The sequence below is a fragment of the Ruegeria hyattellae genome, from assembly GCF_041537925.1.
GTDB lineage: Bacteria > Pseudomonadota > Alphaproteobacteria > Rhodobacterales > Rhodobacteraceae > Ruegeria_C.
On sequence record NZ_JBGOSH010000004.1, the window covers coordinates 297,697 to 309,640 of the forward strand.

The following is an 11,944-nucleotide window of genomic DNA, read 5'->3' on the forward strand; positions in this document are numbered from 1 at the left end:
TTGAGGCATGACCATGAGCGCTATTGTTTCACAGTGTGCGAACTCCAGAGCCGCCTTGCGGCAAGCAGGCTGAGCCCGCAAATGGCGCCAAGCGCAAAAAAACTCGGGGCAGGGCCAAATCGGGCCAGCAACCAGCCGGTCAGCGGATATGCCAGCAACCAGCAGGCATGCGACAGGGTGAACTGGGCGGCAAACAGCGCCGGGCGGTCCTCGGGTGGGGCAGAGCGGCGCAACAGGCGGCCCACCGGTGTCATCACCCCCGAATAGCCAATCCCGATCACGAACCACCCGGCAAGCAGACTACCCGCCGTCAGCCCGGTCCATGCCGCGATGAACCCCAACCCGAAGCAGGTTGCGACCGCAAGTAGCGTGCTGGCCATCATGACCTTTCGGTCGGGGCGTTGCTCCAATACGTGCGGCAGCGCTAGGGCCGCCGCCATTGACCCTGCGCCGAAACTGCCCAGCGCCAGCGCCACCATCGTCTCGCCCAGACCCAACGTGCTTCGGATCAGGACCACGGTGTTGACCAGAACCATGCCGCTCACCATCGCCGCCGAAAGGCTCAGCGCCAGCAGCCCGCGCAGGCGCGGCAGGCTCAGGTAGAGGCGGATGCCGCGCGTGGTGCGGTCCCAGATGCCCCGCCGGATGGTCGGTTTCGGCGAGGGCAGGACCAGTGCCCCGATCAGCAGTGCCGAGGCAATGAAGCCGATCGCGGTGCCCCAGAACAACGTGTCGAATCTGACCAGCACCAGCAAAGCGGCGGCCAGAACCGGGCTTGCGAGGTTTTCCAGATCATAGGCCAGCCGCGAAAGCGACAGCGCGTTGGTATAGTCGCGCTCATCGGGCAATACGTCCGGGATTGTGGCCTGAAATGCAGGCGTAAACCCCGCCGAGGCGGCCTGAAGCACGAAGATCAGCACATAAATCTGCCAAATCGCATCGACAAAAGGCAAACACAGCGCCGCCGCCGCCCGCACCAGATCCAGGGCAATCAGCATTCTGCGGCGATCCAGCTGCTCGGCAAAGGCGGCCGCAACCGGTGCCAGCCCCACATAGGCCAGCATCTTGATGGTCAGTGCCGTGCCCAGCACAATGCCCGCCTGCGCCCCGGCCAGATCGAAGGCCAGAAGGCTCAGCGCAACGGTGGCAAGACCAGTGCCCAGCAACGCAACCACCTGCGCGGCAAAGAGATTTCGGTAGGTCCTGTGGCGCAGAACGCTCAGCATCTCAGGGCACCAGGTTGGGCGAAATCCATTGGAAAAAGTTCGATCATGGCGCAGCCTTATCCGGCCCGGTGCATATGTCAAACGGCGGCGGCTCTGCGTGGCAGGACCCTTGGCTCAAATCACGGACACAATGGCGCGATCCGGTATTTTCGCTGCGGATCGGGCTCACTATGTCGCTGATATGCAGACGGATTATCAAATCGAATGGGAAGGGCCACCCTCGCATGATCACGAAGGCCTTGTACGCGAAACGGCGGTGCGGCAGGCGCAATTGATCGGCGATCCCAACTATCCGCGCGGATGCAATTACCTGCGTGTCCCGTTGATGGCAAAGGACTTCGATGGGCCGGGCATTGACTGTCATTGGGATGCGGACCGCCATGTTTTGATCTGCTACATGGATATTGAAGACGGTCCGTTGCCCGACGAATTGAATGCCTTGCCAACGCTTTATGATACGTCTCCGGACCTGCTGGATGAGCCGACGGTCGTCTCTGCCAATCCACGCGGTCGCAAGCGCAGACATTGACACGCATGTTTCACTCCGGATCGGGTTGCAGAAATCTCACTCAGCCAAAGGTCTGCCGCAATGCAGCTATCGCCTCTTCCGGCGACGACACCCAGGTCATAAACGCGCCGAGTGACGGGTCGGCAAACCCCTGATCGATCGTGCGCTCGACCAGCACGCGCAGCATGTCCCAGTAACCCTCGACATTCATCACCAGGATTGGCTTGTCATGCAGCCCCAGTTGCCGCCATGTCAGCGCCTCGAACAGCTCGTCCAGTGATCCTGGTCCACCTGGAAGCACCACAACCGCTTCGGCGTTCATGATCATCACCTTCTTGCGCTCATGCATGGTTTCGGTGACCACATAGGTGGTCAGGTCAGACTTGCCGACCTCGCGCCGCACCAAATGCTCGGGGATGACGCCGAACGTGTCGCCACCCGCAGTCTGCGCGGCACGCGCGACCTCTCCCATCAGGCCCACATCACCGGCGCCATAGACCAGCCGCCAGCCCTCATGCGCAAGCATTGTGCCGAAGCTGCGGGCAGCTTGCGTATAGGCAGGCATTGCTCCGGACCGTGATCCGCAATACACACAGACGGATTTATTGTTCATGGTCGGGCCTTTCGCTGGCAGAATGAGAGGATACTGCCTGATAACGGGCCGCGAAGGCGGGCTCAATATCAGGCGCGTAATTCCTGTCTGCAGCGACAGGAGCCGGGTGGCAACGACGGAAGGACCGACATGGCCGAGAACGCTGGTGGCGCGGGATTAGGCAAAACGACGTGGATCGTCATCGGGGGGTGCGTTGCCGTCGCAGGGGCTGCGGTGATCTATTTTCTGTCGCAGCCCGACCCGACCACGCCGGTTCCCGAGACTGCCTCGGAATCTGCAGATGTGGTGGCGCCCGAAACCGCGCCGGAAGAGGCGCCTGAATCGGCGCCGACGGAGGCCGCGACATCGCAACCAACCGCGGCTGAAACCGCTGAAAGCTCTGAGGCGGCCGAGACGCCCGATATCGAGACGCCCGAACCAGAACAGCCCGCCGTCACTGACGATCCGCTGCCCGATGAAAGCGAGGCAAAGGGCGAGAGCGACGAACAAGCTCAGGCAAGCACCGATCCGCAGACCGATGAACAACCTGTCGCAGAACCGCAGAACCCCGCCTCGGCCAGCCCTGTCGAATCCGAGGACCCGGCCGATCTGGCAGCCCCCGAGCTTGATCTGATCCGGGTCGCCCCGGATGGGGCGACCATTCTGGCCGGACGTGGGACACCCGGCAGCAAGGTGCGGGTACTGGTGGACGGGGACGAGGTACATGCGTTCGAGGTCGACCAGAGCGGACAGTTTGCGGCCTTCTTCCCGATTGCCCCGGGTAACGCGCCCCGGACCCTGACCTTGCGGACAGAACAGGGCGATCAAAGTATCCTGTCGGACGATTTCCTGATCGCAGCGTCACCGGAGGCGGAGCCCGAGCAGGTGGCCGACGCCGACCTGCCCCCTGTATCAGACGCCGAAGGCGAAACCGCCACGCCGCCCGCCCAGACCACAGAGACCGCAGATGCGCAGTCAGATGCCATCGAGAGTGCCGATGCCGCACCCGCGAGCGAGGCTCGGACAACACCACAGGAACCCGACCCCGAGGCGGAGACCATCAGCAACGAGATTGTTTCGGCCGAGGCGTCGCCCGACGCTCCTGCGGACAAGCCAGCGGACGCGCCTGCCATCCTGCGCTCGAGCGAAGAAGGTGTCGAACTGGTGCAGTCTCCGCAGGAACAAGGCGCCGCGGCACCGGGCCTGCAGCTGGACACGATCGGTTATACCGATCAGGGTCAGGTCGAACTGACCGGCCGCGCCGCGCCCGGCACAACGGTGCGCGCCTATCTGAACAATCGCGCGCTGCGTGACCTGAGCGTTGGTGAGGATGGCCGCTGGCGCGGCGAGATCGCCGGGATCGATCCCGGCACCTACACGCTGCGCCTCGATGCGCTGGACGCCGACGGCAAGGTGATCGACCGGGTGGAAACTCCGTTCCGCCGGGAAGCGCCTGAACTTCTGGTCGCCTCGGACGCTGACGTCGCCACCCAGACCGCAACCATACGCGCAATCACTGTGCAGCAGGGCGACACGCTGTGGGCGATATCGCGCGATCGCTATGGCGACGGGGTGTTCTATGTGAAAGTGTTCGACGCGAACCGGGACAGCATCCGGAACCCGGATCTGATCTATCCGGGGCAAATCTTCAACCTGCCGGAGTGATCTCTGGTCCCAGCAGAGCCAGCCATGAAGCCAGCAAGCGCGACCCAAACCAAACGGGACCTCTCGGATTCTGAACGCCGCTCGGGCTGGCGCACGATCCGCAAGGTAACGCCCTATCTCTGGCCCGAAGACGAGTCTTGGGTCAAACGCAGGGTGGTCTGGGCCATGGCGGCGCTGGTTGTTGCCAAGCTGATCGCGGTTTACACGCCGATCCTTTATCGCAACGCGGTGGACACGCTGGCGGGTGATACACAATCGCAACTGCTGCTGGGCGCGGTTGGACTGACCATAGCCTATGGCGTGGCGCGGATGATGACCGTTGGGTTTCAGCAATTGCGCGATGCGCTCTTTGCGCCGGTGGGCCAGCGCGCGCTGCGGGCGCTGGCACTGGAGACGTTCCAGCACATCCACCGTCTGTCGATGCGCTATCACATCACCCGCAAGACCGGCGGGCTCAGCCGGATCATCGAACGTGGGGTCAAGGGCGTGGACTTTCTGCTGCGCTTTCTTCTGTTTTCCATCGGCCCGTTGATTCTGGAACTGCTGCTGGTCGCCATCGTACTGATGGTGCTCTTTGACGTGTGGTACTTGGTCGTCGTTGCCGTCACCATCGGGCTTTACATCTGGTTCACCTTTGCGGTCACCGAATGGCGGGTGAAGCTGCGCCGGGAAATGAACGAGCAGGACACCGAGGCCAATCAGCGGGCCATCGACAGCCTGCTGAATTTCGAAACCGTCAAGTATTTCAGCGCCGAGGAACGCGAAGCGCTGCGCTATGACCAGTCGATGGGGGCCTATGCGCAAGCGGCACTTAAGACAGCCTATTCACTGGCCTTCCTCAATTTCGGCCAATCCTTCCTGATCACCTGCGGGCTGGTGGGTGTGATGGTTATGGCAGCGCTTGGGGTGCAGAGCGGGCAATTGACCGTGGGCGATTTCGTCATGGTCAACGCCTACATGATCCAGATCACCGTGCCGCTCAATTTCCTCGGCACGGTCTACCGTGAGATCCGCCAATCGTTGGTCGATATGGGCGAGATGTTCGACCTGCTGGAACAACCTGCCGAGGTCAGCGACAAGCCCGGTGCACCCGCGCTCGCAGTGAATGGCGGAGAGATCACGCTGGAGGATGTGCATTTCGGCTACGATGCCGACCGCGAGATCCTCAAAGGCGTCTCGCTTGCAGTGCGCGCCGGGCAGACCGTTGCCATTGTCGGCGCCACCGGGTCGGGCAAATCGACCATCGGGCGGCTCCTGTTCCGGTTCTATGACGTGACCGGCGGTGCGCTGAAGATCGACGGGCAGGATGTGCGCGACGTGACACAGCAAAGCCTGCACGAGAATATTGGCGTGGTGCCGCAGGATACCGTGCTCTTCAACGATACGATCCGCTACAACATCGCTTATGGACGCGCTGATGCCACCCAGGACGAGGTCGAGGACGCCGCGCGCGCGGCGCAAATCCATGACTTCATCGCGCAACTGCCCGAAGGGTATGAGACCAAGGTCGGCGAACGCGGGCTGAAACTGTCAGGCGGCGAGAAACAACGCGTGGGCATTGCCCGGACGCTGCTGAAAAATCCTCCCATTCTGCTGCTGGATGAAGCGACAAGCGCGCTCGACACCGAAACCGAGCAGGAGATCAAGGATGCGCTGGCCCGCGCCGGTGAGGGGCGTACAGTAATCACTATCGCGCATCGCCTCAGCACCATTGCCGAGGCCGACCGGATAGTGGTTCTGGATGCAGGGAAGATCGCCGAGCAGGGCACCCATGATGAACTGCTCGGTCGCGACGGGCGATACGCACAGCTTTGGTCGCGCCAGCAAAGGGACAGCGACGAGGCCGCCTGACATCGGCTGTGTGCCTGAGTTCCGGACGCATTGCGGCCATGCTCTGTTGGCGACAGGGCGGGGACAGTTTTGAGTGGCACCGTTTGCATGTTAAACTGGGCAAAGTTTCGTTTCGACAATTTGACGAGGTTCGATCATGTTACCTGTTCTGCGGAAAATTCTGAGCGCAGCGGTGTTTGGCGCCGCGATGTCCTGTGCCACCGGAGCCCTCGCCGGTGATCCCATCATCGGCACATGGAAGACCGAGCCGGACCGTAAGGACCTGATCTCACATATCCAGATCACGGCCTGCGGCGGTAAATTCTGCGGCAAGATCCTCAGCGCCTATGACAAATCCGGCAAGGAAGTTCAGACCAAGAACATCGGCAAGAGATTGTTCTGGGACGTCGCCAGCGAGGGCGGCGGCAAATATGGCGGTGGTGAGTTCTGGGTGCCGCTGGTCAATGTCGAGGCGGTTCCCACCATGGCGCTGGACGGCGATCAGCTAAAGGTCAAGGGATGCAGTCACCACATCTGCGGCCATCAGACCTGGACCCGGCTGTAATTGGTCGGGGTGGCAGAGACAGGCCAGCGAAAAATCCATAAAAAAGGGCCGCTTGGGTGCAACCCATAACCAAATTATTGGTGGATGTCGGCAATGCGGGTTGGTTTCAACTGATCGCCGCAGCACGTTCTTCGAATTTCCCGGCCGGTGTTTGGTATTGTAAAGTCTTGCGCGGTCGTTCGTTGAGTTGACGGGCGGTCGCGCTCAGTTTTGCTTGGGAATGCACAGATAGATCGGTTCCTCGCGGCAGATACTGTCTCAGCGCCCGGTTGGTACTCTCGTCAGATCCGCGCTGCCATCGTGAGTGTGGATCTCAGAAAAAGACATCAACATCGGTTGCAAGCGTCAATCGTGGATGATCCGCCAGTTCCTTGCTGCCGTTCCCGAGCAGCCAGTCGACATCCGGCAAGCTGCTCAGCAATGCCCGCGCGCCGATGTAATCGCTGACTTGTCCGGAGGTGACGAACAGGCTTATCGGGCGCCCTTGGCTGTCGCAGACAGCATGCAGTTTGGTGCCCATGCCGCCTTTGTTGCGCTCTATCAGGCGTCCACGCCCCCTTTTTCGCCCATACTGGTCGCTGTGCGGTGAGCTTGCAGATAGGTGGTGTCCACTGACCGGCAGGGCATCACGCAGTGATGTCCCGAGAGGGGATCATCACAGTCTTCTCTTCGCGATGTTCCGCCGCCAAGCCAACCATCATTTGCGCGAAAATACCCTTGTCACTCCATCGCTTCCAGCGGTTGTACAGAGTCTTGTGCGCACCGTACTCGTTTGGATCATCCCGTCATCGTAACCCATTGCGATTGATGAAGATAATGCCGCTCAATGCGCGCCTGTTATCGACCCGTGGTTTGCCATGGGACTTCGGAAAATAGGATTCCAAACGCGCCATCTGCGCATCGCTCAACCAGAATAGATCAGACATGTCCCCGCTCTGTTTTCCAGCGGTGAATCATGCCGAGCAGCTGAATTCAATGGGTCCTGACCCTCGATTGACTATCTCTTTTTCGAACCCAAAAAACCTAAAACACGATACGTGTTCGCAAACCAATTAGTGCGACACTGGACTGCGTGGGATCTAACAGGGGATCTACTATATACTGCACCGATGGTGTGATCTGTAGGCCGGGGGATACCGAAAACCGATAGAATGCTTCCAGCGTAAATTGGTCGCCGTCAATGCCGCGGGCGTTGGCCCAGTTCAGGCCCAGCCCGGCCAGATCAGTGTTGCGGCCATAGTAACCGACACCTGCTGAAACCGAACGTTCATAGAGCGCTGCCGTACCTTTGGATGCACCGGCTCGAAAGAAGGGCATCCATTGGTTGTCTACGAACCAAGCGGCTGAAAAAGCGGCTCCGTAGTCTTCGGGGCGACTGCCATCCTCGGCGGCATCCGCGTGCCAAATGGTCAGATGGATGTTGTCAAAGTAGATGCGGTCAAAGCCGGATGTGTACCCGAGCTCAAGCGACTTAAACAAGTTGCCGTCGCTGAACACGTCGAAACTCGGGTCTGAAGGGTCAGCATTGGCATCAGCCACGCTGGCCACGGCGTATAGGTTGCTGCCAAGTTTGAGTCCTCCCGCGATCCCCAAACCCTGGTTTGGAGCATTGATCGTCGGGTTGGTGTTGAAGGCAAGGTTCTGAAATCCACTATAGGGACTGACCAGCCCGTAGACGTCGACGAAATCGGTCACGTCAATTTGACCAACTTGCAGCGTCCATCCTCCGTCCTCTGACCTTTGCGTCCAGAACAGGTTGGTCAGCAACAAACCGGTGTCGTTGAAGGCCGTTCCAGTAATCGATAGTGCCCCGCCATCCAGTCCAAGAAACTGCGGTGCGACATCTGTATAGCTATGGCGGTTTTCGATTTTGAAGGTCAGAGATCCACGCTCAGCCGCTTGCCAAGTACCGTAGAAACGAGCGATGCCGCTGGCGGCCTCTCCGGTGCCCAGATCAGCGTTTGAAGCCTGGCCCAAGGCCAAGTAATCAACATTGAAACGAAATCCATTTTCGGCCAGCTGGTTTTTCCATCTGAACCAACGCGGGGTGACGTTTTGCGGGAAATCCGAGCGGTACTGCGGGTCTGACAGGCCATCACCCGGCTCAAGCTCAGACTCAACAGAAGACGGCCCGGACAAGCCTTGCGCCACGGCACTGCATGCCCAAGCAAGTGACAGAAGGGCGGCAATCAGTGGTCGAATCATTCTGAAACCTTAACCCCACCGGTCTTGCGATTATCTGCTGCGCGGATGTGATCGGCGAAGCTTCGCGTCCACTCCAACCGCTCGCCCTGCGTTTCCAGTGTTTCGACATTGTCGGCATCCAGTTGGAAAGTTGCGCGCATGGGCATAGCTCCATCCACCACCATCATGTTTTGATCCGACGGATCGATAGTCAGCGTCCCGGTTATTCGCACTGGTTCGTGGAAATAGCTGGGCGTCCAGTCCCCGTTCAGCCGCACTCGGATCATTTGATTTGGTGGCGGCGGTGGCATGTGACTGCACATCCCACGTTTGGGCACCAAATACGCTACTTGCTGACCATCAGCATCCGGCGGCGCCGGAATTGCAAACCCCGCCAGCGTAATGGTTTGACCCTCGAATTGCGGGTTGCCGGCTGTGCCTGCCCTTTTACGACGTTCGGTGACAACCTGACGCTGGTCCAGCAACCAGTCGACATCAATGCTATCTGCCGCCAAGGCGTCTTCGGTCACTGTCAGGAGCTCTTGCCATTTTTGCCGTTCTTCAGCGCTGCCCACATCTTGCTGCAACCTGAGTCGCAAGCGCACAACAATGAGCACATCTTCCAACTGTTCAGGACCTAGATCACGGTATGGGTCTTCAAAGACCTGCGCGGACGGGTCCGGCAGATCAGACCAGTCAAGCGCAGTGCCCGACGCCGCAAAGGCAGAGTGACCGAGCAAAGCCAGTGCTGCGATAACTGCGAAAAGGAAGCATTGGGGCATGACTACGCTCCACCACACCTGTCTGAATCAGTCCAACGTGTTCTTGTAGATGACGCCGTCTTTCATGATCAGCCGCAGAGTTTCAGGGCTTTCTGGCCGCGGGTCGGCCCCAAACCATTGATCCCCTGTGCCGACTACCGAGAAGTCTTCAAGCGGGTTGCCATCAATCAAAAGGATGTCCGCATAGGCACCTTCTTCAATCACACCAAGCTTGCCTTGCGTATACGGGTTGGTGAATTCGCCAGACAGCGCAACAATCTCACCGCCCGTGGAAGTCATCGTGACCAGAGAGGTATAGGGGCCAAAGAAGTCGTTGTTGAGCTTCTTCTCATATGCGATCTGAATGTTGCAGGCCTCAACTGAGCCGACGCAATCCGTCTGAAACCCACGTTTGACCGGGCATTCCTTCATGTTCGGAATATAGTTGGCAAATGTTGCCGATGCGGATTTGGCCTTCGCCAGGCTGGCTGGAACGTTTGCGACGGCAGGAATGGACAATAGACCTGGATCGAACGCGGTCAGATTGGTCGTGATGTAAGCGCCTTTCTCGTTCATGACTTCCGCGATCTCGCAGTCGAAAGAAAAACCATGTTCAATCGACATAACACCTGCATTTAGCGCGTTGAGGATGGCCTGCTTGCGATAAGAATGAGACATGACATAGCTGCCGTACTCGCTGGCTACCTGCACCGCCGCTTCAATTTCGTCCTGCGAACCGGCAACAAGTTGCCAGGGATCAAATGCTGAAACCACACCTCCGGACTGCATGAATTTCAGCTGTGTCGCTCCCATGCGGAAATTGTTACGCCCATAACGGTAAACATCATCAACACCGCTGACTTCCTGCGCCATGTTGAGGCGGCTGAAGTTCGTCTCAGATTCTGGCGGTGCGGTGAAATTGGCAAAATCCGCATGGCCCCCGCGAGTGCCCAAAAAAGCGCCGGACGGGTAATAGCGTGGACCAGTAATGGCTCCCGAGTCGATAGCGCGTCGCAACCCGCCATTAGCCCCGCCCGCATCACGGACCGTCGTGAAACCCTGCATCAGGTACATCTGGGCCATTCGCGTCCCATGGATGCCAAAATCCTCCCATGTCGAGTTGGCCTCCATCGACGGCAGGCTGGGGCCCATCAACATCAGATGTGCGTGGGTTTCGATGAATCCTGGCGTCAGTGTCCGCCCACCTCCGTCAATAACAGTTGCACCTGGTGCATCGATCCCATCGGTCGTTATTGTTTTGATCAGGTTGCCCTCGACCAAAACGTTCGCATTTTCGATACGCTGTTCATTCGTCCCATCGAAGACGTGCACATTGGTGAAAAGTGTCTGCGGGTGGCCTGCCTCCTGAGCCAGAGCTGACGCGGCAGAGAAAACTGTGACAGCGAAGATAGCCGAAAGACGGTGGGTGCGTGAACGAGACATGCGAAAACCTCAATACATTCAGATTTGTATGATGCTAACCCAATAACCGTGAGCCCGGTTGCCACTTTTGAATAAAAATGTACGAATGTGCCAGAATAACTGGCAACTTGATCAGGTTTAACGATCAAACCGAAGATGGAGGATCATGCCCCTCACCACGATCACTCTGGGCCACAGCGAAGGGTTTGTGCGGCTCGCTTTGGCGGCACCGTTTTTGCAGCATCTCACTGAAAAAAAGATTGATCCGCGACCGGCACTGGATCTAGTCGGGCTTCGGGCCGAGCTTTTGACGGACCCGACGGTCTACGTGCATTCCGAATTGGTTTTTGGCCTTTTAAATGCCTTTTCAGATTTGGCTGGTGATCGCTACCTGGGGCTTCACGTTGGGGAAACGTTCGACCTGCAAGCTTGGCCGCCTGTTGCCCAGGCCCAGCAGTCCTCAAAGACCCTTTTTGAGTATTTTGCCCGCTTTGTGCGACTTGTGCCCAAAGAGTCCAGTTCGGTACGGCATAGGCTGATTGTCGATGCGGACAAAGCGACCTATCGAATTGAACGGCAACAGGAACCAGCTGTTCCGCCTGTGCAGGTCACGGGTTTTGGGGCTGCGATCTATGTAAGGCTTCTGCAAACCGTGGTTGGATCGTCCTGGGATCCGTCTTTGGTGCGATGGGAAAGCCGGTACATCAATGGCGTGCCCATCAGCTACAAAGGGATCGAGGTTGGTCTTGGGGCGGATCCCGGAATGCAGCTTAGCTTTCCTGTAGAGTGGTTGTTTAGGGATCAGCTTCCAGAAGTAACAACCAGTCCGCAAGTCACCGCCCGGCAGGGCGAAGAAATAACGGTTGTCGCGGCCATGCGATCTGTATTGCGTGAGAAGCTGGACGAGGCGGACTTGGGGCCACATGTGGTGGCAGATTTGTTAGGCATACAAACGGACCGGTTTCTGAGGGCGTTGCAACAACAAGGCACAACACTGCCCCGCGAAATCAAACGCCTGAAAATCGACGTGGCCAAGGAGCAACTAAAACAGCGAGGAAAGACGATCGCTGAAGTCGGCCTCTTGCTGGGATATTCTGACAAATCCCACTTCACCCGTTTTTTTCGAAGCCAGACCGGAATGACACCAAGCACGTTCAGAGCAAACGCCTGATGGTGGTGGGCAGACCAACA

Annotated in this window: 10 protein-coding genes and 2 pseudogenes; 5 read left to right on the forward strand and 7 right to left on the reverse strand. The window is 58.7% G+C overall.

Features of this window, described 5'->3' with window-relative positions:
- Positions 1–20: 20 nt before the first annotated feature.
- Positions 21–1,226 (reverse strand): MFS transporter, encoded by a 1,206-nt coding sequence (locus AB1E33_RS12240; protein ID WP_372577560.1) that lies wholly within the window; start codon positions 1,224–1,226, stop codon positions 21–23.
- A 181-nt stretch (positions 1,227–1,407) separates the two neighbouring features.
- Between AB1E33_RS12240 and AB1E33_RS12245 the strand changes: the two genes are divergently transcribed.
- Positions 1,408–1,755, forward strand: coding sequence for a hypothetical protein (locus AB1E33_RS12245; protein ID WP_372577561.1), 348 nt, complete (start codon positions 1,408–1,410; stop codon positions 1,753–1,755).
- A gap of 40 nt (positions 1,756–1,795) precedes the next feature.
- Here AB1E33_RS12245 and AB1E33_RS12250 read toward each other — a convergent pair whose 3' ends face one another.
- A complete protein-coding gene (locus AB1E33_RS12250; RefSeq protein WP_372577562.1) occupies positions 1,796–2,347 on the reverse strand; it encodes an LOG family protein in 552 nt (183 codons plus the stop codon).
- Positions 2,348–2,476: 129 nt separating this feature from the next.
- Between AB1E33_RS12250 and AB1E33_RS12255 the strand changes: the two genes are divergently transcribed.
- The 3 genes from AB1E33_RS12255 to AB1E33_RS12265 all read left to right on the forward strand — a co-directional run bounded on the left by AB1E33_RS12255 (position 2,477) and on the right by AB1E33_RS12265 (position 6,386).
- Positions 2,477–3,991: a LysM peptidoglycan-binding domain-containing protein gene (locus AB1E33_RS12255; RefSeq protein WP_372577563.1), complete on the forward strand. Its 1,515-nt coding sequence runs from the start codon at positions 2,477–2,479 to the stop codon at positions 3,989–3,991.
- A gap of 24 nt (positions 3,992–4,015) precedes the next feature.
- Positions 4,016–5,842: an ABCB family ABC transporter ATP-binding protein/permease gene (locus tag AB1E33_RS12260; RefSeq protein WP_372577564.1), complete on the forward strand. Its 1,827-nt coding sequence runs from the start codon at positions 4,016–4,018 to the stop codon at positions 5,840–5,842.
- A 136-nt stretch (positions 5,843–5,978) separates the two neighbouring features.
- Positions 5,979–6,386 carry a DUF2147 domain-containing protein gene (locus AB1E33_RS12265; RefSeq protein ID WP_372577565.1) on the forward strand — a complete coding sequence of 136 codons (408 nt, stop codon included), beginning with the start codon at positions 5,979–5,981 and terminating at the stop codon, positions 6,384–6,386.
- A gap of 106 nt (positions 6,387–6,492) precedes the next feature.
- Here the strand turns inward: AB1E33_RS12265 and AB1E33_RS12270 are convergent.
- The 5 genes and pseudogenes from AB1E33_RS12270 to AB1E33_RS12290 all read right to left on the reverse strand — a co-directional run.
- Positions 6,493–6,759: pseudogene (locus AB1E33_RS12270) on the reverse strand (IS30 family transposase); the annotation flags it as partial.
- A gap of 6 nt (positions 6,760–6,765) precedes the next feature.
- Positions 6,766–7,312, reverse strand: a pseudogene (locus AB1E33_RS12275) (IS5 family transposase); the annotation flags it as partial.
- 97 nt (positions 7,313–7,409) lie between these two features.
- Positions 7,410–8,591, reverse strand: a complete 1,182-nt coding sequence (locus AB1E33_RS12280; protein WP_372577566.1) for a carbohydrate porin — start codon at positions 8,589–8,591, stop codon at positions 7,410–7,412.
- Entirely contained in the window at positions 8,588–9,352 is a 765-nt protein-coding gene (locus tag AB1E33_RS12285) for a DUF3299 domain-containing protein (protein ID WP_372577567.1), read from the reverse strand. Before AB1E33_RS12285 ends, AB1E33_RS12280 begins: the two co-directional genes overlap by 4 nt.
- 27 nt (positions 9,353–9,379) lie before the next feature.
- Positions 9,380–10,612, reverse strand: coding sequence for a metal-dependent hydrolase family protein (locus AB1E33_RS12290; protein ID WP_372577568.1), 1,233 nt, complete (start codon positions 10,610–10,612; stop codon positions 9,380–9,382).
- A gap of 307 nt (positions 10,613–10,919) precedes the next feature.
- Between AB1E33_RS12290 and AB1E33_RS12295 the strand changes: the two genes are divergently transcribed.
- A complete protein-coding gene (locus AB1E33_RS12295; RefSeq protein WP_372577569.1) occupies positions 10,920–11,924 on the forward strand; it encodes an AraC family transcriptional regulator in 1,005 nt (334 codons plus the stop codon).
- Positions 11,925–11,944 lie beyond the last annotated feature (20 nt).

Excerpts from the sequence above, each read along its gene's own strand:
- AB1E33_RS12240 (WP_372577560.1), bottom strand. The coding sequence starts at position 1,226 with ATGCTGAGCGTTCTGCGCCACAGGACCTACCGAAATCTCTTTGCCGCG.
- AB1E33_RS12245 (WP_372577561.1), top strand. The coding sequence starts at position 1,408 with ATGCAGACGGATTATCAAATCGAATGGGAAGGGCCACCCTCGCATGAT.
- AB1E33_RS12250 (WP_372577562.1), bottom strand. The coding sequence starts at position 2,347 with ATGAACAATAAATCCGTCTGTGTGTATTGCGGATCACGGTCCGGAGCA.
- AB1E33_RS12255 (WP_372577563.1), top strand. The coding sequence starts at position 2,477 with ATGGCCGAGAACGCTGGTGGCGCGGGATTAGGCAAAACGACGTGGATC.
- AB1E33_RS12260 (WP_372577564.1), top strand. The coding sequence starts at position 4,016 with ATGAAGCCAGCAAGCGCGACCCAAACCAAACGGGACCTCTCGGATTCT.
- AB1E33_RS12265 (WP_372577565.1), top strand. The coding sequence starts at position 5,979 with ATGTTACCTGTTCTGCGGAAAATTCTGAGCGCAGCGGTGTTTGGCGCC.
- AB1E33_RS12280 (WP_372577566.1), bottom strand. The coding sequence starts at position 8,591 with ATGATTCGACCACTGATTGCCGCCCTTCTGTCACTTGCTTGGGCATGC.
- AB1E33_RS12285 (WP_372577567.1), bottom strand. The coding sequence starts at position 9,352 with ATGCCCCAATGCTTCCTTTTCGCAGTTATCGCAGCACTGGCTTTGCTC.
- AB1E33_RS12295 (WP_372577569.1), top strand. The coding sequence starts at position 10,920 with ATGCCCCTCACCACGATCACTCTGGGCCACAGCGAAGGGTTTGTGCGG.